The following is a 24,054-nucleotide window of genomic DNA, read 5'->3' as shown; positions in this document are numbered from 1 at the left end:
AAGTGAAAAAATCAATACTTAAAACTCAAAATGTATTGTTTTATTCCAGTCTTAAATTAGATCGTATTCGGTCAAACAATGGTTGTAAAGTTTGTAAAAAAAACTAAAGTCCTCAGATTTTTGTAAGGACTTCATTCTTTACTACAAACCTATTTAATTGCCATCGTGACCGCAGACATGATATTATGAATTAAGCAAGACTTCGGAGGGAATTATGACCCAAAGCGTTGACCGCGTTGTTCTACCTCCTGCTTTTCCAGATCACACTCAATTACCAGAGTCGGATGGTACTTTTGTGAAAAATTTTCAGGAGCATCCGCAAAGTTTAATTTTAACTGATTCGATCGGGCAAATTTTGCAGGAGCGGCATCCTGACGGACAATATGCGATCGGTCAAGACTGCGGCATTTACTGGCGAGAAACCGAGCCGCCGGAAAAAGGTGCAGAAGCTCCTGATTGGTTTTATGTTCCAAATGTACCTCCGAATTTAGACGGTCAAATTCGCCGTTCCTACGTGCTGTGGCGGGAACACATAGCACCGTTAATTGCGTTGGAATTTGCGAGCGGAAATGGCGATGAAGAGCGCAACCGTACTCCTTTATCGCGTACTGATGAAGGGGTGTTAACGAAACCGGGAAAGTTTTGGGTTTACGAACAGGTGATGCGAATTCCCTATTATGGCATCTACGAAATTAACAGCGGCAGATTAGAAGTTTATCGGTTGATTGACGGGTATTATCGGCTGTTAGAACTTAACGAGCGGGGTCATTTTCCTGTTGCACCTTTAGGCGTAGAATTGGGACTTTGGCAAGGCAATTATCAAAATCAAACGATGCTGTGGCTGCGCTGGTGGGATGAGGAAGGTAATTTGCTGTTAATTGGCGATGAAAGAGCCGAATTGGAGAGATTGTGGGGGGAACAACAGCGGGAAATAGCCGAGAGTGCAGAACAAGCAAGACAGCAAGCAGAACAGGCGCGACAAGCTGAATTTCAAGCAAGAAGGGCTGCAATTCCCCGGTTGTTGGGAATGGGTTTGAGTGCCGAACAAGTGGCGGATGCGTTAAGTTTATCTGTGGAGGAAGTCAGGGAGGATGGTGGAGAGTGAGATAGGGGCAGAGAATTGGGGAAAAGGGCGATCGGGCTTAATAGACTTCATCATGAGAACCCATTTTGAGTAATAAAATAGCTTCCTCCTCATCTTCTGGATCGATCGCAAACTCAACTAAAATCCGATAATCATAATCTATTGAACACGATCAGATACCCGATAAATCTCCTGTCAGTTTGTGAGTTCGCAAGCTGGGGTTAAAGCAGTCTTCAGACAAAAGTTCAAGCGTAGCTTCAATTAAAAGGCGAAGCTGAGGATTTTTACGAACTAACTTTTTGAAAGTACGAATAGATTTGGGAGTCCAACCAATTTTCATCAATCATCCAACTCCGCCATAAAATCGGCTACCGACCCAAATTTAACATTGCCCTCAGCATATTCTTGACGAACTTCTGCCACTTCCTTGAGTAATTCATTTCGTCGCTGTTGTCGCAGACGATTCTGAAGAATATCTAGAAGCATGGCTCGATCTTCTAATGATAAAACTTCTACAGCTTCAAGAGCTTGCTGGAATTGAGATGTCTGTGTCGTTTTACTCATGTTTTTTTTGCTACTTATAATCACGTTGGAAGAAGTAATAGCCAGTGCCACATCCTCGCGAGTTGCTCCCAGCGCTAGCATTGTCCTTACCATCAAATCAAGAGAAACCGACGGATCGCCTGCTTCAATTTTAGCTACCCGTGACTGACTAGACTTGATTTTCTTAGCTAAACTTTCTTGAGAAAGGTTTTGAGTGATGCGAAGCTGCTTCAAGCGTTTAATTAGAGACAGCTTCATCTCAATAAAAGCAATTTCTTCGGCTGAAAGTTCTAGAAAGTCTGCGGCATCTCCCACCCGCCAACCTGCTGATTCTAAACGTTGACGTTTAATGGCATCCATTGTAAATATTACCTCTTTTAATTATAGGAATTGCACAGACCAACGATTGTGAATGATGAATTGTCTCTCAAGTTGTAAGGTGGGCAATGCCCACCCTAATGAAAATCCCGAAATAACTAGGTTTCTCCTGAGCTTTGATCGTACAATCTCAGTCGTCTTTGACAGTTTTCAATCACGCGCTTAGGCGTTTTCTGGGTATTTTTTTGAAACACATCTGCAATGACAATAGCATCTGAGTCAATCCGGTAAATAATTCGCCACTGTTTATCCGCTTCACTATCATCGATCCGCAATTCGTGGCAGTGAGGGCTAATGGTTGGCATAGGTCGAGAGACAGGCATCCCTAAAATTTCTCCATTTTGTAAAATCCTTAATAACATCCCTGCCTCGATTCGCGCTGAGGCGGAAAAAGGAGGAGTTTTTACTTCACCTCTGAGCCAAACAACATCCTTGTTCTCGCCTTGGGATTCCATAAATTAAGTACAGTCCAGTCATAAAGTTTACAATAATATGTCGGATCTGACATAATTGTAGCCCAAGATGACTGAAAGTGGTACAAGAGACTAAAGATTGTCTAATTTCGTGTCAGGCAGAGCGATCGACCGATTGGTTTTTTTGTGTACGAACGTACACAATTCCTCACTCGAATAAAATCTTTTTAGGTCTTGTCACTGACCTAGGAAGGTTGCGAATAGGTCTAGGAACTATATCAGAGAAGGGTTGCAGCCCGTATACTCTGTTGATAAAATGGTACGGTCGCAATTCCGAAGGTTTTCCTGGTTCCCAAATTCAGCAGGGGAACAAGGATTTCACACTAGCTTCTAGTATTTACGTTCCTGCGGCTCAAACATCGTAATCGCCACCGGCATATAAGCCAAATCAATCCCCGCAGGCGAATAATAGGCCAGCGTATGCTTCAAAAACTTCTCATCATCCCGCTGAGTAAAATCTTCCCGCGAATGAGCTCCCCGACTTTCCTGCCGGTTCAAAGCAGAAGTTAAAATCATTTTGCCGACAACGATTAAACTCCGCAATTCCAAAGCTTCCACAATTTCCGTATTCCACAACTTGCCTTTATCGTCTAAGTAAACCTCCTCATATTGTCGCTCTAAATCCTCCAATTTTTCTAAACCTTCCTGCATCAATTCGGCGCTGCGAAATACTCCACAATACTCACTCATAGTATCTTGATACTGCTGCCGGATTTGATTGATTCGATATTTTCCGGGACGGTCTAAAAGTGCTTGAATTTGTTCTTGAGCTTCGTTAATATAACGCTGTTCGTCTACTGTCGGCAACTTGCGATTTTGGACAAATTGTGCTATGGTTGCGCCAGTAACTTTGCCGTAAACGACGCATTCCAACAGCGAATTGCTGCCCAAACGGTTAGCGCCGTGAACAGAGACACAAGCTGCTTCACCGGCTGCAAAGAAACCATCTACCAAACTGTCAGCACTGCTGCGAACTTGCCCGTCAATATTAGTTGGAATTCCGCCCATTGAATAGTGAGCTGTCGGGCGGACGGGCATCGGTTGGTTGACAGAATCAATTCCTAATAAGCGGTGGGCTTCTTCCCAAGCAAAAGGAATTTTGCTCATGATTTTTTCGCGTCCCATGTGCCGCAAATCGAGGTAAATAAAGGGGCCGCCTGCACTTCCATCGAGATTAATTCCTCGGCCGGCGCGAATTTCTAGGGAAATCGATCGCGATGTAATGTCCCTGGGCGCTAATTCCATCCGCGACGGGGCGTAATTGGCCATAAATCGATCGCCCTCGGAATTAATCAGATAAGCACCTTCGCCCCGCACGGCCTCGGAAATCAACACTCCCACCGGATACAAACCCGTCGGGTGAAACTGCACAAATTCCATATCTTCCAGCGGCAATCCAGCCATCGCAGCCATCGCCAAACCGTCACCAGTCGAGGCGTAATCGTTCGAGGTGGTGTTGTAAACCCGACCGTAACCCCCCGTAGCAAACATCACCGCCTTAGCGCGCACGACGGCAATTTCGCCGTCTATCAGGTTGAACATAACCACGCCCTTGGCTTGGCCTGCTTCCAAAATCAGGCGCGTGACGTACCACTCTTGATAGATGTGAACTCCGCAGCGGCGCAGATTGTTGACCAATTCGTGGAGGATGGCGTGACCGGTTTTGTCGGCGGCGTAGCAGGTGCGGCGGTGGGAATGTCCGCCGAAAGCGCGCTGGGCAATTCTGCCGTCTTCTAGGCGGGAAAAGAGGACTCCCATGTGTTCTAAATCGATGACTACACCGGGGGCTTCGCGGGTGAGGATTTCTACTGCGTCTTGGTCGGCTAAATAGTCGGAACCTTTTACTGTGTCGAAGGCGTGGGCTTTCCAACTGTCTTCGGGATCGACATTTTGCAGGCTGGATGCCATGCCGCCTTGGGCTGCGACGGAGTGCGATCGAATCGGGTGAGTTTTGGCAACAACTGCTACCTTGAGACTGGGCTGAGTCCGGGCAATTTCTACAGCGGCGCGGCAACCTGCTAAACCGCCGCCTACAATGATTACGTCGTGTTCCAGCATTGTTTGAGTAATTTTGAGTGTTCTCCTCAACTTATGGTGACGCAAAAAAAAACTTCCTATCAAAAGATCGGGAAGTTTTTTAACTTTTGATTTGAGTTGAACATCAAAAGTTAAAATTTCCAATTCGACTAGCCGATGGTTTCGACAGGCTGCTGATTGGATTGATTTCCCGTTGCAGAAGGTTGATCTTCGGTGGCGGGGTCTACCGAAAGCACTTGAATGTTATTTAGCAGAGTTGTAACGAAAGCAAACAGCAAGAAGGGCAGAGACAGCACTAAAATCAAGCCTACTGTAGCCAAGGCGTAGATTTGACGGGCGCTGCTCCAGAGGGCGAGTGCGGACGCTAGACTCAGGAAGATGACTATCAGCCAAACAATGATTTGACCGTAAATGTCGCCAAAGGTGAGGGTACATTTAAGGCGATAGTTTTGGATGTTACTCATTTGATGCCTCGGAAGATTGCTATTACGACTTGTCTAAAAATACTTTGACAGTCTGTCAATACTGACTGTAAATTTCTAATTTTAGAGCGCACAAGTCGGTTTTGCGGGAGTTTTAAACATTTTTATAGAAGTTTGCAACAAGACTTTATGAATTTTTGTTTCTGAGTGTGAAATTTTACCGAAACAAGACTTAGGCATTTCTCAGAAAGATGGGGCATGGGGCATGGGGCATGGGGCATGGGGCATGGGGCATGGGGCATGGGGCGGAGCGAAGCGGAGGGATGGGGCATGGGGCATTGGGCATGGGGCATGGGCCAAACAGGGCATACCTCACAACGCGATCGAACCGCTATCTGTAGATCCGCAGATCCGCGCTGGGCCTGAAATGCGGGTAGATTGGCACAGGTTTTGTCCAGGGGAAGTATACTTTTTGGCTGAGTCCCGATTTCGTAAAGTAATGTTAAGCTGCATGGGGATGCAATCAAACTTTATAGCGTCGTACTTGTCTTTTCGCCCATGTCTTCCGATCGCACATTGCTGATTTCGCGCTGTTTCCTGGCCGGTTTGGGAACGCAGATGTTTTTGCACCACGAGCACCGGATGCCCCGAGATAGTCCGGTGTTGGTGGTGAGCAATCACCGCAGTTTCTTAGATCCGGTACTGCTGACGGCGGCTTTGGGTCGATCGATCCGCTTTGCTTGTCATCACTACATGGGTAAAGTTCCGGTGATTCGGGAAGTTGTCACGACTTTCGGCGCTTTCCCCTTGGAAGCACCGGAGCAACGACAGCAGCATTTTTTCTCTCAAGCGACGGCGCTGCTGCAAAGTGGGGAAATGGTGGGGGTATTTCCAGAGGGTGCAGAACCGATGGTGAAGTGTACTCAACCGAATTCTGTGGGGAAGTTTCAGCGGGGATTTGCTCATTTGGCTTTGCGGGCTCCGCTGCGCGATTTGGCGGTGTTACCGGTGGCGATTGGTTCAATGGAGGAAGAGTCGGTGCGCTCTGGTGTACCGCTCAAGTTGTTGAGTTTGTTCGATCCTTCCGAACCGCTGTTCGATCGCGCTGGGTGGCATCCTGTGATAGTTTATCAGCGAGTTAATGTTTTAATCGGTCGCCCTTACTGGATTACTGTCGAAAGACAGCAGCAATATCGAGGCAAAAAAGCCAAAGCAGCGGTTGCTGAACTCACAGAGCACTGTCAGGGGGAAATCGTACAACTACTCGAACGAGGGTGTTTTTAACGAAGAAGTCATTAGTCATTAGTCATTAGTCATCAGTCATTAGGAATAAATTTGTGATTTTTGCTCGCATTTTCCTTGTGTCGCCGTCCTCGGCTGATTCTTAGTCGCTTCCTGGTTTAAGATTCTTGATTCGTCTGATGTCTTAATTGATGATTGTTCTTGCTCTCTGATTATCCCCGTATTTTTGACAGCAATCCCCGACTGATAGAGTTCATATAATTTAATTTCTGATTTTAATCATGCCAAATGCTAGTAACAAGGTTCGTTTTCTAAGCCCCAAACCGCCGGTCGCCGTGAAGCGTAGCTATCCCGTAGGGAATCGCCCTTTATTTATATTTCTACCCGGTATGGATGGTAGCGGTTTGCTGCTGCGGCCGCAAATTTCTAAATTAGCCAATAATTTCGACATTCGCTGTTTAACTTTACCTGCTGACGATATGCCTAGCTGGGAGGTACTTGTCAGCGAAACTACTGCCTTAATTGAAGCAGAAAAGCAAGCTGGAAAGCAGCAGCGGCAGGTTTATCTGTGCGGGGAGTCATTTGGGGGCTGTTTAGCGATGAAAATTGTTTTAGAAGCTCCCCAATTGTGCGATCGACTAATTTTAGTGAATCCTGCTTCTTCATTCCGACAGCAGCCTTGGGTGCAGTGGGGTTCGCATCTAACTCAGTGGTTGCCGGCGAATCTTTATCCGCTGTCGGTAATCGGTTTGTTGCCGATGTTAGCATCATTAGGAAAGATTGGGCGCGACGACAGGCGCGCTTTGCTAGAAGCGATGCAAGCGGTACCGCAACACACGTCTGTGTGGAGATTGGCGTTAGTGCGATCGTTTGATGTGGATCAAAATCAGTTGCGCGGCATCAAACAGCAGACGTTAGTAATTGCTAGCGGTGCCGATCGGCTGCTACCTTCTTTAGCAGAAGGGAAGCTTTTAGTTAAGGTAATTCCCAAGGCTGAAATGGTGCTGCTGGCTAACAGCGGTCATGCTTGTTTGTTAGAAACAGATGTTGACCTTTTCGCGATTATGCAAGAGCGCAATTTTTTGACAGATAAGTCATTAGTCAGCAGTCATTAGTCAATAGTCATTAGTCAGTAGTCATTAGTCAGTAGTCATTTGTCAATAGTCAATAGTCAGTAGGGGCGGTGCCAAGAGTGCCCGCCCTCTTAGTTGTCAGCAGTCATTAGTCAATAGTCCTCAGTCATTAGTTGCTTGTCTCCAGGCACTTTTTAGTGACGGTCTCGTTAATTTGGATACGAACTTTATCGATCGCTCAATCTGTAATTTTGCTTCTAGTGACCCATAAATGACAAGTCATAGCTAATGACTAATGACTGTTGACTGTTGACTGTTGACTGTTAGCTGTTAGTTGTTATTTGTTAGTTGTTATTGGGAATTGAGAATGGGAAATTGTAGCAAGTAACCAATAACCAATAACAACTAACCAATCCCCAACAACTACTGACTAATGACTAATGACTAATGACTACTGACTAATGACTAATGACTACTGACTAATGACTACTGACTACTAACAACTGACTAATTAAGATCCAGCCATTTTTGAGCGTTAAGCCGCTGGACGACGCCAAACACCATGAGGTCGAGAGTAATCTTGCGCTCGTCAATCAAAAAAGGCTCTAAAGTGCTGGTGTTAGTATTATTGTCAGCACAGGAAAACGCCCTTTGACTTTTAATATCTTCTTGAGGAAAATACAGGTTAAATTGGCGCTGACCTTCTTGGAATTTACCAATTACCTGCCAGCAATCTCCAGCGGTACTCATGCCGGCAATGGGGAGTTTTTGCTTGGCAAAACGCACCTCTAAGTCCTTAACGCCCTGCTTAGTCAAAGCAGTTTGCAAGGCGGGCAAATAATCTTGTTGAATAAATTCCGCAAAGGGCTTGTCTTCAACAGCAGGTGCTTTTTCTTTTTTAGCTTTGGCTGGGGGCTTGTCGCCGTCAGCTTTGGCTGCGGGCTTGTCGCCGTCAGCTTTGGCTGCGGGCTTTTTTGTTTTAGCAGGGGGCTTGTCGCTTGTTTCGGGTGCGTCGGAACTCGGGGCGTTCTCGATCGCAGCACTGGGAATTTCTGATTCGCCAGCGGCAGGGTTTTGGGATTCTTCTGGCATTAACGGTTCCTCGTAAAAGCGATCGGTAGGAGTTGTAAGTTGAGTTTCGGGCGATCGATCGAGTCGATCGCACACACATTTTATCGAAAACCAACCTTAAAGAATTGCGAGTCAAAAAATTTTCAACTCAAAACACTTGCAGGTGCGCCAAATCACAACTCCCGTGCTGATTCTAAATCTCAGCGACAGCTCGTTCAATCAAGCGGCGGGCGAGAGTTTGAACGCCGGTGTGTTCGTAGTAGTTGGTAGTGATGTCGAGGAATGCGCCCACGTAGTCCACCTTGTCAGCAGAAATTTCCACAAAATTCTGCAAGTGGCCGAGTACGTTTTGAGGTGTCAAACCCCGATCGCTCACAAAAGAGCTCATCCAGCCGGAAACCGAGTTAAAGCTTTCGCCGATAAAGCCGAGCTGGCCTGCGGGAGAGCCGCCGGGAATCATGCCGCCGATCGACTTAAACGCCACATTATCTTGCAAATCTTGCGGGGAGAGGCGTTGAATCCAAGACTGAGTGGCGATGATAAAGTCTGGGCCCAGAGGAATCAAACCGTCGAAACAAACCAAAGCAGCCATCCGCATCAGGGATTCGCCGCCGTAGTCGCCCAGAGCTCCGGCAAAATCGCCGATGCTGTCGCCTGGAATCCCGTTAATTTGGCAAAAAGCGAGCAACTCAACGACTAATTTCAAAGAAAGGTCGATCGTCTGAGCTTTTTCTGGCTTCGGGGTGAGCTTGCCGAGGAAGCCCAAAAACGGGACATTTTGGGATACTTTGTTCGCCATTGCAGCGGTGCCTAGGGCACCGGAGGCACTGTCGATGGTTTGGTAAAGCCAAAGAGCGCGCTGGTAGCCCTCAGACTTATCGTTGTAGAGGTAGATGGCGCGATCGCCAATTTGCTGGATCAAATCTTCATCAGTTTCGCCAGTAACAGTGCGAATGGTATTTTCAAAGCCCACTAAATTGTTCCACTCGCCGGGAACCACAAAGTCAAGCGCTCGCAGGGCTTTGACAGTCATGTTGTCTTTTGGCAGTTGATCGACTAATTCAAAGACTGTTTTGCTCACAAAAAACTCCTTATAGTTGAACAGGAATCAAAGGTATTACTTTTGGCAGATGGCAAAAACTTGACAATTACATCGCGACAGAATTAATTCTGATAGCGCCAGACAGGGGTCGGGTGCGGAGTTTAACCGGAGAGATTGCTATTTGACACTAGCGAGGCCGGCGAGGTTAAATTTTGACAGCCAAGCTTCGCGATCGCTAGCAGTAAAAGATGGATCGCGGGATTGAACTTTCACCTGATAGCGATTTGCCACCAAAACAGCAGTGATATTAGCGCCCTGATTGACAGCAGGATAGCCGCCAATTTTCTTGGTACTTTGCTGGAATTTTGTACCAGCCGAGGTGTTGCCGGCGATGTCGTTAATTGAGAGCATCGCGACATTTTTACCGCCTTTGTTGAGCTTAGCTTCAGCAAAACCGGATTTTTCTTGAGCGAAGACGCGATCGAATCCGCCACCTGAAGAGGGGAAGTATTTATTTAACTTGCCGCCTGCGACTGCCTTCTCGGGAAGGTTTTGACTTTGAGCTATGGATTTGTCAGTAGCCTGCTTGGCATTAGCCGGAGGTGCTTGGGTACTTTCGTTCTGGGCTTTGTCCCAGCGGGAAGGGGCTTGGGTTTGACCGCAGGCGGTCACTAACAGGAGTACCGAGATCAGGAATGGAGCTAAGATTTTGCGCGCGGAGGGAAATGGCATCGCTGTCTCCTTATGAGATACTTTCCGATTACAATTGTGACTCACGACTTCGCAATTTGTCTTCTGCGATCGGGTGATTTGTGCTTGCGGGAAAAAAATATTTGTAAAAAAATCCTCTGCCCGCATGACAGAGGATTTTTGGCAATGGCGAATTCAAATGGAAGAAGACAGAAAGATTGCTCCACACAGTCGAGTCTGGGGGTTGGGGTAAAGAAAGCAAATTTCCTAATTACCAGCAATCTCAAAACAATTTTTTCGGATTTTCCCTAGATTTATGAGAGAGGTTTCAGAGCAGTTGTCTGTCAGTCTTCCAACTGAGGTGTTGCTTTGTGGGAAAAGCTCAGGCGTCGCTTTCAATGTAGATAAACAACAAACCCATTACCACAACTGGCATCAGCCAGGTAATTACCGGAATCAAAATCCAAGGTAAGAAAGAGGCAGCGTAGGTACCTGTCATGTCAAATTCTCCAAACTAAAGTTAGCGTGTTCCAACAGGGATATTGAGGAGTAGAGTCTAATTGTTGACTAAACCCCGGAAAATGGCATCAACGCCGTTAAAGTTTTCCAGCAAGAAGTATGCAGCAAAGACGCCGCTCATGCCGCCAATAAAGAAACCAGCGGTCAACTGACTCCATCCTTCAGCAGTTTTGAGGGAATCGGGAGTCATGGGATTAGCACTGGGGTAGCTGGTGTTGTCTTGCTTGAAAGAGACCAAACCGTAAGCAGACATACCTAGTGTGCCGAGTAGAACTATGACTAGGGCTGTAATTAGTCCGCCAAGATTAGCTGCTTCAGGATAATCCCGCAGAGGCCCGAAGACGATTTCTGGGCCGACGAGGAAATAGCCGTGTGCCAAACCGATTTCTAGACCTCGAACTAGGGGCGATAGTCCTTTGCGGTAGGCTGGCAAGTTTCCGATGAATGCTTTGGTGAAATCAGAAGCACTGATGGGAGTTGCTAGATGACCCGTGAAGGGGTCGCCGTTAAAGGGTTTAATAAGCTCTGCATCTCTGGGATCGGCCATATTCTCTTTTTCCTCGCTGTGCGTAAATTTTGAGGCGTTCCAGTCATATTTTACGCAGGGACGGGCTTCCTATTTGCATAATTGGCACGGAGCTTTAGAAAAGTTCACTATTCTTTAGTTTTCGGAAGAATTTTTCTTTTGTCCTCTATACCAGAAAGCGAGTCGATTTGGCGACACTCCTAAAGAATAAGCAATAATTACTATTTGATTGATGGCAGTGGTTTTGAATACTCCAAGCTGCTGCCAGCGGCGGTCGGAGGTCAGCACTGGCTGGGGCAATATGGCGATGCGGCCTTGTTTTTTCAATCGGCGCACGAATTCAAAGTCTTCCATCAGGGGTAAGTCGGGAAAACCGCCGATTTTGTCAAAAGTAGCTGAATAGAGGAAAATGGCTTGATCGCCGTAGGGCATTTGCAGAAAGTTCGATCGACAGTTTACCCCTGTTTCTAGCAGCCGCAGACAGAGACTGCGGGCGTCAATCTTGAGTTCAAAGGCCCCCGCTACTGTTTGGGGTTTAGCTAGTGCTCGGCGCGCGCCAGAGTCGTAGCCGCGAGGCAAAAGAGTGTCGGCGTGGAGAAACAGCAGGATATCTCCAGTAGCCGAGGCCGCACCTGCATTCATTTGGGTAGCGCGGCCAGGGGCAGTAGAGATAACTCGCACGCCCAAAGATTGCGCTAGAGATGCGGTGCCATCGCTGCTGCCGCCGTCGGCGACAATGATTTCCACATTTTTAGCATTTCGGGCGGTGGAGATGACTGGGGCGATCGTAGGTGCTTCGTTTAAGGCTGGAATAATAATGGAAATTTTGAGATTCGGATTTTCTGATAGCATACAGAATCAAGCAGCCCGCGAGAGAGATGGCGGGTTTTGTACAAAACTTATCTGTTATTCCACAGATTACGACAGTTTGAGGTTTTACGCATGGGGCCCAGAAACCGGGTTTCTACGAGTTTTGGGTTGAGCTGCAATAAATATAGCAAGAAACCCGGTTTCTACTCAGGGCGACGAATTGCGATCGATGCTAAACTTTGGCTTTTTGTCGCGCTTGCGACAATAGTCGCAAGCGCTGTCTAACCGCTGCATTCGGTCAGACAAATACACTTACCAAAAAATTGGGTATAAAGCCCCGTCCTTATAGGACGGCTTTAATTACAAGAAGTGTGAAGACTTGTTAAATATACAGACTTATAACTAAAAATTTTAGCAAAAGTGATAAACTCTTCCAATGAAAGTTTTAGAGTTTAAATTGAAGGGCAAAGCAGAGCAATATCGAATCATCGACGACATGATTCGGACGGCTCAATTTGTCAGAAACAAAACTCTTAGACATTGGGTAGACAACCAAGGAATTAAGTTAGTAGACCTGTACAAAGAATGCGCCGTTATGGCGAAAGAATTTGAATGGGCGGGCAAGCTTAACTCAACGGCACGACAAGCTTCTGCGGAACGTGCTATTTTTGCTATCCAACGTTTTTTTGCTAATTGCAAAGCTAAGAAACCCGGAAAAAAGGGCTACCCGCAATTTAAGAAGTACACTCGTTCCGTCGAATACAAACAATCCGGCTGGGCGCTTTCTAGCGACAAAAGATGCCTAACATTTAAGGATGGTTTTGCTGCTGGAAAATTCAAGTTAATTGGTAGTCGGGACTTGCATTTCTATGCGCCCGATGAGATTAAGCGAATTAGGATAGTGCGTCGTGCCGACGGCTATTATGCCCAATTCTGCATCAACATCGAACGAAAAGAGGAACCCGTTTCTACTGGTAAAATGATTGGCATAGATGTTGGATTAAACCACTTCTATACTGACAGCGACGGTGAAACAGTTCCCAATCCTCGGTATCTCCGCAAAAGCGAAAAAGCTTTGAAGAGATTGCAAAAGCGAGTTTCTCGGAAAAAGAAAGGCTCCAAAAGCCGGAAAAAGGCGATCGACAAGTTAGGAAGAAAGCACCTAAAGGTTAGTCGGCAGCGTAAAGACTTCGCCATTAAGACGGCGTTGTACGTAGTGAAATCTAACGATTTTGTAGCCTGCGAAGACCTTCAAGTGCGTAATATGGTTAAAAACCATAAACTCGCTAAATCGATTAGTGATGCTGCGTGGTCACAGTTCGCTCAATGGTTGGAGTATTTTGGAAAAGTGTACAGCAAAACAGTTATTGCTGTTCCACCACAATACACATCTCAGAAATGTTCAAACTGTGGCGACATTGTTAAGAAAACTTTATCAACCCGAACGCATATTTGCGGGTGCGGAACGATATTAGATCGCGATCATAATGCCGCGTTAAACATTCTAGCTAAAGGCTTAAAAGCTCATACAGGAGTCGATTTAAATACGGTGGGGCACACCGGAATTCACGCTAGGGGACAGACCGATCTCTACTCGCTGGTGGCGACATCAATGAGCAAATCGACTGGTTGATCCAAGAATCCCCTCGCCTGATAGCTGGGGAGTGTCAATATATTATGACCTTATGGTTTCACAATCAAGTGTTTTTAATTAATTAAATATGACAATTACTAATGTTTTACATCGCCTCAATACAGTTTAGTTATTTCAAAATATTCATATCTAAATCGAGCAAATCCTCCGGTCGATCGATATCTGCAAGAGTGGGAAGATAAGCAATTTTCAGATCGAGGTTTTGGGCGATCGCCCGCGTAGCAGCAAATACCTCATTGGTTCCCCAGTTAATGCCGCCAAACAATTCCGGTACCGATCGCCCCAGCCCGATCAGATAATAACCTCCGTCTTTTGCCGGCCCCAAAACTAAATCGTGCTGGCTCAGTTCGTCAAAAGCTTTTGCCATGATTTCTGGTTTCAGTGCGGGACAATCAGTGCCGATAATTACAGTTTTGTCAACCCCTGAATCAAAAGAGTTTTGAAACGCTGCAGCCATTCTGGTGCCTAAATCGCCGTCTGTTTGATTTTGATAAATAACATCTGTTCCCAACCAGTCTTGCATCTGTTGTGGGCTGCCGCCTGTGTAATGAATTTCTACTGATAATCGGCGGGAGTTTTGGAGAGTGAGCGCGCGGGCGATCGCCTTTTGGGCCATCAAGCGGTGAAGATTGGCAGCACCTTCTTTTCCCAACACCGGAATCAGTCGAGTTTTAGTTTTTCCGGGTTCGGGATAGCGGGTGAAAATAATCAATTTTTCTGAAATCATACCATTTTAATTTTAGATTATAGTCTTGCATAAATCTTCGATATAGCCTGTTAACCGCAGATGTTAAGCAGATAAACGCAGATAAACGCAGATAATTTATAGATTGTCTGCGAGTGAGTGCAATGCAAGTCTAATATTGGTGGGTTGGGCGCAGTTTAATATTTGTTTGTTGGTGACTTAACTTAATTGCAGCGCCCAATCCACCCTACAATACATTAACTAAAAAATAGCCTGCTAGCTCATTTCTAACATTCGCTGGATGGGTTGCAGTGCGGCTAGCTGCTGCTCTTGAGACATGGTAATTTCTGGGGTTTTATTTTTCATAGCTAGGTACAATTTTTCCAAGGTGTTTAATCTCATGTGCGGGCATTCGTTGCAAGCACAAGTATTATTATTGTTACCAGGAGCGGGGATAAATTGTTTGTGTGGTGTTTGCTTTTGCATTTGGTGAATGATTCCCGGTTCAGTCGCCACAATAAATGCTTGGCTGGAACTCGATTGAGTATATTTGAGCAAAGCGGCGGTGGAACCGATATAATTGGCGTGGCGAAGTACGGGAGGTTCGCATTCTGGGTGGGCGATGATTTCGGCTTCGGGATTTTCGATTTTGAGTTGAACTATCTTTTTTTCTGAGAAGTTTTCGTGGACGATGCAGGCTCCTTGCCAGAGTTCCATCTGTCTACCGCTTTGTTCGATGACGTAGCGGCCGAGATTGCGATCGGGCCCAAAGATTATTGGCTGATTTGCGGGAATTTGGTTGACTATTTTGACGGCGTTGGAGCTGGTGCAAATTATGTCGCTCATTGCCTTGATTTGGGCGGTACAGTTAATGTAGGAAATAACTAAGTGTTTTGGTCGATCGGCTTTGAAAGCTGCAAAGGCTTCGGGCGGGCAACTGTCGGCGAGGGAACAACCTGCATTTAAGTCTGGCAGCAATACTAATTTGTCGGGATTTAGAATTTTTGCGGTTTCTGCCATGAAATGAACTCCGGCAAAAACTATGACATCGGCGCTGGTGTTGGCGGCTTTGCGGGCAAGTTCTAGGGAGTCGCCAATGAAGTCTGCGATGTCTTGAATGTCGGAGTCTTGGTAGTAGTGGGCGAGAATGACGGCGTTTAACTCTTGTTTGAGGGCGTTGATTGCGGCAAACAAGTCGTCGGGCAGTCTGGTTTGGGTAAAGTTGGGAGCAGGTGCGGTGGTAAACACAGTTAGAATCTTGGGTGAATGGTGGCGGCTGGACTCAAGTGTATTTTGAATTATAGTTGAATTCACCAAAAACGGTTGCAAGTGGCTGGTTGGGCCAAAGGTAGAAAATTGGCTGTAAGTTAACCGACTGACTGGCAGCGGCAGCGAGATTTTTCCATCCACGAGTTGACTTAGCTAAATTTTTACCCGATCGGTCAATTAGACTGAAAGCTCTGTCCAGCAAGACATTCACAGGGCAATAACTACCTTGAGCGACAAGTATTTTGAGTGGCCTCTATTGACAGTGCTAGGTTACATTATCTAATGTAAACAGAGAACGATGTAAATCAGTTGGTTTGATACATCTATGTACTTTGAGGACGATCGCCAGTGGCAGGGAACTGCTGAGTTTCTGACAAAAGAACTAAAACGACGGATTGAGCAGCTCGGGCTATCTGTGGAACCCCCAGCGGTGCGAACGGTGCGATCGTGGAGAGCCAAGCAACTGCTTTCGCAGCCGAAAGGGCAAGAATTTCGGTTTCGACAAATTTTAGAAGGACTGGCAACAGCACTTTTGCTCAAGAAAGGCTGGACGCTGGCGGCGATCGTCCAAGTTTTACCCTCATTCCCCGACGCAACTTTGGAACAACAAATCATTGCCGAGGCAAATTGTCAAGACCCCTCGTGGTTGCCGCCAATGCAAACAGGGACATTGCCATTACCCACAGGACACGCCAGCAACCTCGATCTGGCAGAAGATGCTGTTGTCTTGCTAGCGCAGGGAATTCTGCGGCAATACATCAGAACTCTCAATCGAGAAATTGTCCGCCAAGAGGACAGTATGCCATCAGAACTTTATCGGGCAATGTGCAAATTGGGCCGGCTGTACATCGAAGCCGGAAAAAGCGATCGCGCGGCTTGCGTGCATACCGTTTTGGAACGTGCTAGATACTCCCTCGATCGGTGGGACTTAAATATTTTTAGTCAACCAGATTTTCGCTTTCGTCAAGCAATTCTCATCGATCCAGACTTGCGAGTACCGACCCCAGATTGTGCGGAAATTGCTAACTCCAGAGGTACTTTTGGCGAAGATAATGCGATCGAACGCCGACTGTACGAACGGTTGATCGAGGCAACTGAACGATTGGGAAGTCGCCAAAAGCACAAAGCTTATACGGCTTTGCGATCGCTATTTGGCAGCCGATCGCTCATCGGAGAACACCAACTCTTAGACTACTTGCGCGACAACGATTTAACCCCTTTACAGGGAATGATTGTTGACACCTTTTTCGATCGCGTGCCGGACATCTGGTTAATTAACGGACAGGCTCATCGCTGCGCGTATTGCGGTACGCTGATGCGCCCCTCTCCCGATCTAAAACTTTTTTCCGACGGGCGGTGTCCGATTCGCCAATGCCTCGGTCACGAGTCCTCAACAGCAAAAGTTTCGGAGAAATTAGACCCAAATCGAGACCGATTGCTGATTGCCAAACCGCAAATTTTAACCTATTGGACAGGGCCGGGAATTGACGAATTAGCAATTTTTGATGCAGCCATAAAAAACGGACTCGATGCCGAACTTTACCCAGAATCCGACTTGTGCGATATCGGAATTAACCGTCGCAATATTGGCATTGATGCTAAGTCTTACACCAGTCCGGTCTCCCTTGCCTTGCGCCTCAACCGCAGCATTGGAGGACTGATTCACTACCGCCGCCGCATCATTGCCGTCAGCGATCGATTAATTGAGGAGCGACCGGATTACCTCTCTACTTTCCGGTCAGCGATCGATAAAAAAGGCGATACTGCTACTCTCGAAATTCTATCTGTTTCACAAGTCATTGAGTTGTTAAAGGCAATCAAATATGAGAATTAAAGCTGATTTATGGACCGGAACCGATCGCATTTGCTGGTTGTGCGTTTTAATGGCAGAATTTTTAGATACTAATTCCCTAGAATATGCTCCTTTAACAATATCGGGAATGGCGAGTATCGTCAATGCACCCGCGCTGGCAAAAGCCCGCCAAGCCATTTTCAATATGCGCCTGATGTCCCTGGCTTACGTGACAGAACAGTCAGTTAAACACGCAGTTGCTATTTATAACGATCGCCACTACCGCAACAAAACTCAAGGAACCTATAAAATCAACTTAGAAACACTTCGTTTTGAACGCACAGACCCCCTAGAAGACCCTTTAATTGCCAAAGCCCGTCAAATTCTCAGTCAGCCTTTGGCACACCAATTTTACAGCACCAGCTTTGCAGAACCCCGCCAGCCAATGGCCGTGGCTTTAGGTAAAGAAACAACAGCCGCGAGAGTGCCAATTGGCCCGATCGCCATCCCGCTTGCACCGCGCCGCAACCATTCCCTCGAACGGTTGCCGAAAGCAAAAATCCGCATTCCCCTTGCAGAACTGTACCAATTAGCAGTTGAGATGGATGAACGCGAAGCAAATCACCCTGAAAAAAGACAGGGTAGCTGGGTAAAACGGTTTGAACATTTTGCGCTTAAGGTACCAGAAATTGGTAAAGGTTTGCGAGAAGAAACATTCCTCGAATTAGCAGGCATCAAGCACTTAATTGGACTGCCAGGATCGGGCAAAACAACTTTGCTGGTATTGATAGCTGTGTGGTTGGGAAAACGCGGTTATAAAGCAATGTTTGTGTTTCCCTCCATTGAAGTTGCCAGACAGTACATGGCCGAACTGGCATTTCATGAAATTAAAGTGGGAATGCTAGTCGGTCAAAGCGATGGCACCCGCCGCCGACACGCTAACAACATTGCCGAGGCGATCGCAGCATCAGGAGGAAATGGCGGCTTTGGCTGTAGTTTGGAACAGGCAGAAACTTTTGGCTTAAATTGCGTCTTACCTGCGTTTTCAAGTGCCGATACTTCGATGTGGGGATTTGGTTACGCACCGTGCAACGAAATATTACAAAGCGGCGGTAAAAATGGCAAAATGAAAAAGTATCTCTGTCCGGTTTGGACGATGTGCGGCCGCAACAAAGCACCCCGCGATTTGCTAGATGCTAATATTTGGGTAGGTCACGTTCTTTCAATGGATACTGAAGTTCCCCCCCAGGCGATTCGCGAACGCATTCGTTATTTTGAATTGATTGCCCGGACATTTGATGTGGTAGTTTTTGACGAAGCAGATATGGTGCAATCAAATTTGGATGCTTACGGTGCAGCAACCTTAAAACTTTCTGGGGCGAAAGAATCTATCCATTTAGCCATTCAACAGCAAATTCACAATCCTTTTGCAGGCGGCGAAAATTATCGCTTGTTCGATCGCAATGTTGAACTTTACAGCCGCGATTTATCGGAATTTGGCGACCTCAACACATCGTTAATTACTGCGGTTCAAAATATGCCTTCATCGCCAGTCGGCAAACGCTATGAAAATCAGTTGTTAACTGTTTTGAGAATAGTCAGCGATTTGTTGGATGGCTTTGAGAAATTTTCTAAACGCGATCGCCTTGACGAAGAGGAAGTCAAACAGGGATTTAGCAAAAGTCGAGCCTTGAAAGAATTCTGGGAAACGGCAGCTTACCATGCTTTTTACGATCGCACTGGCATTGAACCGCACGATCGGCTGAACTTAGATATGTGCGCTCAAAGGCTGGGAATCAACCCCGATACCCTCAAACAGCAGTGGGAAACTCAGATTCGTTATTTTCGGCGTTATTTAGCAGAAAATCTGATCGAACGGCGCGACAAGATTGTCAAAGAAATTGCCGAATTGTTTTTACCTTTGTGTTTTAAGGATGCGACTGCATCAGCCGAAGCTCAGGATACAATTACCTTACTTGTTTGTGTCACTTTTGTGATTTTAGGCTATCAGCGGATTGTCCCGGAAACGAGAACAATGGTAGCAGAAGGACTGATTCGGGAACCGATTGTCGAATCAACGGCAACGCCGGAACTGCGACAACTGATTCCTGAAAATATTTTGGGGTCTTTTTCGGGCGTGAAATACAGTTACCAATCAGCACAAACTACTCGAACTCAAGCCCGAAATGTGGAACTGTCTTATATCATTTTTGTGGGTGCGCCTCGGATGTTAATGCACCGCTTTCACAAGTTATTTGAGGCAGATGGCGAACTTACAGCGCCGGCAGTTTTAATGACTTCCGCTACCTCATTTCTCGAAGCAAGTCCTGCTTATCACATTAATTCGGGGCCGGATTATCTGCTGCAACCGCGCCAAACAGAACGCGATCCCAAAAAGAGCAAATACCGCTTCAAATGGCTGCCCGATCGCGAATTTCGCGATGAACCTCTCCGATATAGCGGTGCAGGCGAACAACGCCATCGCAATTTAGAAAAAATGGTAGACGCGCTGGTGCGGGGAGGAAATCAGAAATCGGAAATTTACAAATCCATCCGCAACTTTGACGTGCAAAATGGTATTTACCGCAAAGCTGCCTTAATTGTTAACAGCTACGAACAAGCTCGCACGATTAAGAACTTTATCAACAATTACCATCCAGAAATCGGCAAAAAAACCAAAGCAGTGGTTAAGTTTCTCAAAAATGGAGAGCAAGCAACTGATTTCGTCACAACGGCTCAGTGCGAGGCTTTAGGAGATGATGAAACTTGCGATATTATCATTTTTCCCCTGTTGGCGATCGGTAGAGGCGTGAATATTGTTTTCACCAAAGGAGATAGGAAACTCGATGCAGCAATTGGTACAATTTATTTTCTCACCCGTCCCCATCCCACCACTGACGATACGCAGCTTTTGTACAGCCTCGCCGGAAAAGCTACCCAAGAATTTGACAGTCGAGTTTTTAGTGAAACAGAAGATTTGTCAGCAATTTCTAATGCTTGGAAACAGTCGAGAAGACAACTGTGGAAAACGGCGAATCACCTGTTGCGCGAACCTCTAATGGCTAGCCGCTTGGGTGAAGATTTATTCAAACCGTTTACGGCAAATCAGATGGTTGGGATTTTGCAAACTATCGGGCGCGGGATGCGAAATGGGTGTCCGGTACAAGTTTACTTTGTCGATGCAGCTTGGGCAATTAAATCTACTAAAAATGAACCTGACTCCGGGCGGGACAGTATGCTAGTTCAGATGCGAATTATTTTAGAAGAATGCGTCAAGCATCCTGATTCAGTGATTCGAGAAATATATCAAGAACTTTACGGGGCATTTCTCGACCCCATGCGACGCATTGAGGGCGTAGTTTACCCGCCAAGTTTACGCGATTCAGGAGGTTTGACAGAAGAAGAAGACGATTTTGATGATTTTTCAGCTTTCTTGGAGATGTAAGGATGAATGACGAAATTTTTGATGAAATTGCATTCGATGATGACGGTGAATTAAAGGAAACTAATATTACTGGAGATGCAACCATGAACGACGAAATTTTTGACGAAATAGAATCCGATGATGACGAAGAAACTGAAGCAACTGTGTTTTCAGACACTCTTTACATTCCTCTTGCAAATAAGAGTATCAAAAAAAATCCCCTAGCTTTTACCGTGCCAGACAATATCGAGCCAGTAACAGTTAAAGGCTTGACGCTAGCTTGGACAAAATCTGCTTTACACGAGCTTTCGACCATCCAAAAAGCTATTTCTAATGCTGATAAGACCATAATAAATCTCCCTTACCAGTCGTTGCGAGGCTTGTTAGAAGTAGGACTTGACAATGCAGAACGGATTCAGTCTAATTTAGGTTTGAGTAACTATTCGTTGAATCCTAAAAATGTAAATGAGCCTGAACCATTTGCTTACTTAAATTCCGAAAGTACGGAAGATATCCAAAAAGCATTACGCCCAATTATCAACGAGTGGATGATAAATTATCTCAAACCTTTTGCTGAGAAAGAAGATGGGCTATTAGAAGTAATTGATCGTTTGGAAGATTTGCACGATCGAAAAGAGTTGCTGAAAATTAGTGTGTTAAAGTCTCAAGTTTTACCGTGGAAATGGTCAGCAGAAACAGGAACAACTCAGGCTAGAAAGACTTATGATTATCGGGTGTTAGTCGATTATGCAGCTCGCGCGATCGCCGGAAAAGAGATTTTTCAGGGGCTAGGAACAATGAAGCGGGTTATCTCTAGCGGCGGGCGTCTCACAACTGGAACGGCAGAATTGATTACCGATCCCATTACTCTACCCAAACACACAGGAAAATTCAGTCTGGTGGTACGCTTAGAAGTCGTAACCTATCCTTCTTTGCACCAGCCTTTATTGAAGATAGATGTTTCCAAACGCCGCTGGGTGGGTCAGTTAAAACCTGCGGGCTATAACTCAGCAAATATTAGCGGCTTTGTCTTTTCTGATGACTGGGGCGATCGCACTTTTAGCTACACAGTGCTTTCCCAGTCGGAAAAACAGGAGAAAAGTCAACAGGACAAAAAGAAAAATTGGGTTTGGGCGATCGATAAAGATTTTGAAGCATTGCGCGGCAAGCTCAAACTCCCGATTAAAACGCCTGATAATCAAAACATTGATGGTTCTCAAATTGCATTGGGTAAAGCTTCAACAGCAAGCTGTAAAGTAGTATTAACTTACCGCAACGGATTGCAAGAAGGGAAACATGGGATTAAGGTAGGCGTACCGGAGATTGATAAGTTAGAAGCTTTTGAAAAGATTGCCGAAATTCTCCAGCCTATCGGCTTCAAACCTTTCGATAATTACTCGGAAGTAAAAATCAAAGGCACAAGTCACAAAAAAGACGATACACCCTCGCGCATGATTAACTTGCCTACTCTGTTAGGTGCTGCTTTAGAAGTTCTCGAAAAAGACGACTGTTCTGATTTGACTCCCAAATATCTAGAAAGCTTTGATGACAATGAGTTAAACAGCTTGCTAACCAAACACCTTGATACCAATCTAGAAAACATTTCAAAAGGCAGAAAAGCCCTTCAAGTGGTTTGTCAATTAAAAGAACTTAAGGCGATGATTCAGGCAAACCAGGAAGCTATGCGTCGGCTATACCCTGACGAAAAACTGTTGCTTGTTATCTTTTACCAAGAACATTTGCAAACCGAATTGAACCTGCTGCAAGCAATGATTCGCGTTCTATGGGGTGGTGCGATCGAAGTTATTGCTAATAGTTTACCAGCAAAGACTCACGGGCCGAAAGAGTCATTGCCAGGTGCAAATTTGACAGCAAAAGAGCGATCGCGCCACCGCATAGAAGCCTGGGACTCGATCGTCAAACAACTGGCTTTACGCAAACAGCGAACTTTTTGCCTGGTAATGGCGCGGGAATGGTATCCAGACAACAAACATGACGATCGCGTGAATAAGCCCTCATCCCGTCAAGCATTGGCTACAATCGCCGGTTCTTGCGTGCAGTTTCTGCTACCGATTGAGAAAACTAAGGAGAAAAATATTCTCAATCTCGATAATTTTTCCCATAGAGTGCAAGCGGCTCTAAAAGACTTACTTTGGGCTCATTCTGGCCGCATTGATGATGTCAAAGCAAAGGTTGACAAATGGTTAAAAGACATTCCTCAAGAAGCCAGACCAAAAGAAATTATTGGGATTACGATCGTCCGCAAACAGAAAGGTCGCACTCGCGGTTCTATTGAGAAGACATTTTTACCAGTTGCTATGCGTCTCAACGTGGAGACAGGCGAGTGCGAACTGTGCTGTGCTTATGAGAATGGGAATAGTTTACAAATCAGTCCTTGGAGCAAGTTTTCTGAGGCGATCGCCTTCATTTCCCGAATTTCCCCCGTAAAACTGGCTAATGATAAAAGTCGGCGTGAAATTCGTTTCATGAAATTTGTCGAGCAGATTATTTCCAATTCTGTAGAGGAGGGAAATCAACCATTAGTTACGATCGATTCTTCCAACTGCGTGCAACTTTGGCCTTGGCTTGCCGATTCTAAAATGAATGCAAATCAAATTAACCTCGGTCAGCAGTACGAGCGGATGCAAGATGTCTGGAAAGGCGCGCGGATAATTCGGATTCGCCAAGACCTCGCCCCTGGAATTATCGATAAAAAAATTCGATATTTTGCAGAAACTTTTCTGGAAGATCGGCGAACAAAAGAAGAACTAACTTCAACCTTTGAAATTCCTTCTGCTTCCAGTGCCATGAAGTTATTTCGGTTGAATTCAAGAAATAAAAACAGCGAAATAAATCAAACGGGTTGTGTTGCTTACCTTTCTGTAGGACGTAAAACACTCCATCATGAATCGCGCGGTCAAAGTTGCTATGGCGAAACCCAAATCAGCGCAATTTTCAAAGTCAAAAAAGAGGATGGTTCGCTAGAAAAAGTTTTAAACGAAGCCGGATTAGAGGTTTACAAAATCGGAACCCGTTCGCCTTATATCGGACACTTACCAACTCCTAATCCCCTTGAAATTGTTGTGACTTTGCGACAAGAAAATGACGATCCCGATCGCCTTGCTGCGCTGGTAGAATCTCTGCGCTATGGTTTTGGTCACTACAGCGACTGGTCGAGTTTACCTGCTCCCCTGTTCTTCGAGCGTGTCGTGCGGGATTACATCAGCGAATTTGTAATTGAAGATGAGGAAGTGGAGGCGGAACCAGATTTGGAGGAATGATGCAGTCTAGGGGCGCTGTCGTGACGTTTGAGTATGATG

The 24,054-nt window shown here is 45.9% G+C and carries 20 protein-coding genes; 7 read left to right on the top strand and 13 right to left on the bottom strand.

Annotated features, from left to right (window positions below; genetic code table 11):
* Positions 1-214: 214 nt before the first annotated feature.
* A complete protein-coding gene (locus WBA89_RS01480; protein ID WP_424403395.1) occupies positions 215-1,105 on the top strand; it encodes a Uma2 family endonuclease in 891 nt (296 codons plus the stop codon).
* Between the two features lie 151 nt (positions 1,106-1,256).
* Here WBA89_RS01480 and WBA89_RS01475 read toward each other — a convergent pair whose 3' ends face one another.
* The 5 genes from WBA89_RS01475 to WBA89_RS01455 form a co-directional block, all read right to left on the bottom strand.
* Positions 1,257-1,424 carry a type II toxin-antitoxin system YafQ family toxin gene (locus tag WBA89_RS01475; protein WP_424403393.1) on the bottom strand — a complete coding sequence of 56 codons (168 nt, stop codon included), beginning with the start codon at positions 1,422-1,424 and terminating at the stop codon, positions 1,257-1,259.
* Positions 1,424-1,987: a helix-turn-helix transcriptional regulator gene (locus WBA89_RS01470; protein ID WP_424403391.1), complete on the bottom strand. Its 564-nt coding sequence runs from the start codon at positions 1,985-1,987 to the stop codon at positions 1,424-1,426. The genes WBA89_RS01475 and WBA89_RS01470 overlap by 1 nt, the downstream gene beginning before the upstream one ends.
* A gap of 116 nt (positions 1,988-2,103) precedes the next feature.
* Positions 2,104-2,460 carry a type II toxin-antitoxin system RelE/ParE family toxin gene (locus tag WBA89_RS01465; RefSeq protein WP_424403389.1) on the bottom strand — a complete coding sequence of 119 codons (357 nt, stop codon included), beginning with the start codon at positions 2,458-2,460 and terminating at the stop codon, positions 2,104-2,106.
* A 348-nt stretch (positions 2,461-2,808) separates the two neighbouring features.
* The gene (locus tag WBA89_RS01460; RefSeq protein WP_424403435.1) at positions 2,809-4,536 is read right to left on the bottom strand and encodes a succinate dehydrogenase/fumarate reductase flavoprotein subunit; all 1,728 of its coding nucleotides are present in this window, start codon (positions 4,534-4,536) and stop codon (positions 2,809-2,811) included.
* A gap of 128 nt (positions 4,537-4,664) precedes the next feature.
* The gene (locus WBA89_RS01455) at positions 4,665-4,979 is read right to left on the bottom strand and encodes a hypothetical protein (protein WP_424403387.1); all 315 of its coding nucleotides are present in this window, start codon (positions 4,977-4,979) and stop codon (positions 4,665-4,667) included.
* Between the two features lie 516 nt (positions 4,980-5,495).
* On the opposite strand from WBA89_RS01455, the gene WBA89_RS01450 reads away from it, so the two are divergent.
* Both WBA89_RS01450 and WBA89_RS01445 read left to right on the top strand, forming a co-directional pair.
* Positions 5,496-6,221, top strand: a complete 726-nt coding sequence (locus WBA89_RS01450) for a lysophospholipid acyltransferase family protein (RefSeq protein WP_424403385.1) — start codon at positions 5,496-5,498, stop codon at positions 6,219-6,221.
* A 239-nt stretch (positions 6,222-6,460) separates the two neighbouring features.
* Complete coding sequence (locus WBA89_RS01445; protein ID WP_424403383.1) at positions 6,461-7,294, top strand: alpha/beta fold hydrolase; 834 nt, start codon at positions 6,461-6,463, stop codon at positions 7,292-7,294.
* Positions 7,295-7,759: 465 nt separating this feature from the next.
* Here WBA89_RS01445 and WBA89_RS01440 read toward each other — a convergent pair whose 3' ends face one another.
* The 6 genes from WBA89_RS01440 to WBA89_RS01415 form a co-directional block, all read right to left on the bottom strand.
* Positions 7,760-8,419, bottom strand: a complete 660-nt coding sequence (locus WBA89_RS01440) for a DUF2996 domain-containing protein (RefSeq protein ID WP_424403381.1) — start codon at positions 8,417-8,419, stop codon at positions 7,760-7,762.
* 97 nt (positions 8,420-8,516) lie between these two features.
* Positions 8,517-9,404 carry a hypothetical protein gene (locus WBA89_RS01435; protein ID WP_424403379.1) on the bottom strand — a complete coding sequence of 296 codons (888 nt, stop codon included), beginning with the start codon at positions 9,402-9,404 and terminating at the stop codon, positions 8,517-8,519.
* A gap of 138 nt (positions 9,405-9,542) precedes the next feature.
* Positions 9,543-10,097: a hypothetical protein gene (locus WBA89_RS01430; RefSeq protein WP_424403377.1), complete on the bottom strand. Its 555-nt coding sequence runs from the start codon at positions 10,095-10,097 to the stop codon at positions 9,543-9,545.
* 340 nt (positions 10,098-10,437) lie between these two features.
* A complete protein-coding gene (locus tag WBA89_RS01425) occupies positions 10,438-10,554 on the bottom strand; it encodes a photosystem I reaction center subunit VIII (RefSeq protein ID WP_194012095.1) in 117 nt (38 codons plus the stop codon).
* A gap of 57 nt (positions 10,555-10,611) precedes the next feature.
* Positions 10,612-11,121, bottom strand: coding sequence for a photosystem I reaction center protein subunit XI (locus WBA89_RS01420; RefSeq protein ID WP_424403375.1), 510 nt, complete (start codon positions 11,119-11,121; stop codon positions 10,612-10,614).
* A 114-nt stretch (positions 11,122-11,235) separates the two neighbouring features.
* Complete coding sequence (locus WBA89_RS01415) at positions 11,236-11,952, bottom strand: TIGR04283 family arsenosugar biosynthesis glycosyltransferase (protein WP_424403373.1); 717 nt, start codon at positions 11,950-11,952, stop codon at positions 11,236-11,238.
* Between the two features lie 394 nt (positions 11,953-12,346).
* Here WBA89_RS01415 and WBA89_RS01410 point away from each other — a divergent pair, with 394 nt between their 5' ends.
* Entirely contained in the window at positions 12,347-13,543 is a 1,197-nt protein-coding gene (locus tag WBA89_RS01410) for an RNA-guided endonuclease InsQ/TnpB family protein (RefSeq protein WP_424403371.1), read from the top strand.
* 130 nt (positions 13,544-13,673) lie between these two features.
* Here the strand turns inward: WBA89_RS01410 and WBA89_RS01405 are convergent, their stop codons facing one another.
* Positions 13,674-14,291, bottom strand: a complete 618-nt coding sequence (locus WBA89_RS01405) for a TIGR04282 family arsenosugar biosynthesis glycosyltransferase (RefSeq protein WP_424403369.1) — start codon at positions 14,289-14,291, stop codon at positions 13,674-13,676.
* A gap of 234 nt (positions 14,292-14,525) precedes the next feature.
* Positions 14,526-15,497: a quinolinate synthase NadA gene (nadA, locus tag WBA89_RS01400; protein ID WP_424403433.1), complete on the bottom strand. Its 972-nt coding sequence runs from the start codon at positions 15,495-15,497 to the stop codon at positions 14,526-14,528.
* Between the two features lie 346 nt (positions 15,498-15,843).
* On the opposite strand from nadA, the gene WBA89_RS01395 reads away from it, so the two are divergent.
* Genes WBA89_RS01395 through WBA89_RS01385 form a run of 3 tightly spaced genes read left to right on the top strand, consistent with a single transcriptional unit; the run spans position 15,844 to position 24,015 of the window.
* Positions 15,844-17,352: a hypothetical protein gene (locus tag WBA89_RS01395; RefSeq protein WP_424403367.1), complete on the top strand. Its 1,509-nt coding sequence runs from the start codon at positions 15,844-15,846 to the stop codon at positions 17,350-17,352.
* Positions 17,342-20,755: a hypothetical protein gene (locus WBA89_RS01390; protein WP_424403365.1), complete on the top strand. Its 3,414-nt coding sequence runs from the start codon at positions 17,342-17,344 to the stop codon at positions 20,753-20,755. Before WBA89_RS01395 ends, WBA89_RS01390 begins: the two co-directional genes overlap by 11 nt.
* A gap of 2 nt (positions 20,756-20,757) precedes the next feature.
* A complete protein-coding gene (locus WBA89_RS01385; protein WP_424403363.1) occupies positions 20,758-24,015 on the top strand; it encodes an RNaseH domain-containing protein in 3,258 nt (1,085 codons plus the stop codon).
* The last annotated feature ends 39 nt before the right edge of the window (positions 24,016-24,054 follow it).

The organism is Microcoleus sp. (assembly GCF_049646505.1).
In the GTDB taxonomy this organism is placed as follows: domain Bacteria; phylum Cyanobacteriota; class Cyanobacteriia; order Cyanobacteriales; family Microcoleaceae; genus Microcoleus.
The sequence above is the reverse complement of the archived record's forward strand: the minus strand, read 5'-3'. Positions and strand labels throughout refer to the sequence as shown.

Bases quoted from the DNA above. Each gene is read 5' to 3' on its own strand.
- WBA89_RS01390 (WP_424403365.1), top strand. From the start codon at position 17,342: ATGAGAATTAAAGCTGATTTATGGACCGGAACCGATCGCATTTGCTGG.
- WBA89_RS01395 (WP_424403367.1), top strand. From the start codon at position 15,844: ATGTACTTTGAGGACGATCGCCAGTGGCAGGGAACTGCTGAGTTTCTG.
- WBA89_RS01410 (WP_424403371.1), top strand. From the start codon at position 12,347: ATGAAAGTTTTAGAGTTTAAATTGAAGGGCAAAGCAGAGCAATATCGA.
- WBA89_RS01385 (WP_424403363.1), top strand. From the start codon at position 20,758: ATGAATGACGAAATTTTTGATGAAATTGCATTCGATGATGACGGTGAA.
- WBA89_RS01460 (WP_424403435.1), bottom strand. From the start codon at position 4,536: ATGCTGGAACACGACGTAATCATTGTAGGCGGCGGTTTAGCAGGTTGC.
- WBA89_RS01450 (WP_424403385.1), top strand. From the start codon at position 5,496: ATGTCTTCCGATCGCACATTGCTGATTTCGCGCTGTTTCCTGGCCGGT.
- WBA89_RS01465 (WP_424403389.1), bottom strand. From the start codon at position 2,460: ATGGAATCCCAAGGCGAGAACAAGGATGTTGTTTGGCTCAGAGGTGAA.
- WBA89_RS01415 (WP_424403373.1), bottom strand. From the start codon at position 11,952: ATGCTATCAGAAAATCCGAATCTCAAAATTTCCATTATTATTCCAGCC.
- WBA89_RS01470 (WP_424403391.1), bottom strand. From the start codon at position 1,987: ATGGATGCCATTAAACGTCAACGTTTAGAATCAGCAGGTTGGCGGGTG.
- WBA89_RS01475 (WP_424403393.1), bottom strand. From the start codon at position 1,424: ATGAAAATTGGTTGGACTCCCAAATCTATTCGTACTTTCAAAAAGTTA.
- WBA89_RS01430 (WP_424403377.1), bottom strand. From the start codon at position 10,097: ATGCCATTTCCCTCCGCGCGCAAAATCTTAGCTCCATTCCTGATCTCG.
- WBA89_RS01420 (WP_424403375.1), bottom strand. From the start codon at position 11,121: ATGGCCGATCCCAGAGATGCAGAGCTTATTAAACCCTTTAACGGCGAC.
- WBA89_RS01445 (WP_424403383.1), top strand. From the start codon at position 6,461: ATGCCAAATGCTAGTAACAAGGTTCGTTTTCTAAGCCCCAAACCGCCG.
- WBA89_RS01455 (WP_424403387.1), bottom strand. From the start codon at position 4,979: ATGAGTAACATCCAAAACTATCGCCTTAAATGTACCCTCACCTTTGGC.
- WBA89_RS01480 (WP_424403395.1), top strand. From the start codon at position 215: ATGACCCAAAGCGTTGACCGCGTTGTTCTACCTCCTGCTTTTCCAGAT.
- WBA89_RS01405 (WP_424403369.1), bottom strand. From the start codon at position 14,291: ATGATTTCAGAAAAATTGATTATTTTCACCCGCTATCCCGAACCCGGA.
- WBA89_RS01425 (WP_194012095.1), bottom strand. From the start codon at position 10,554: ATGACAGGTACCTACGCTGCCTCTTTCTTACCTTGGATTTTGATTCCG.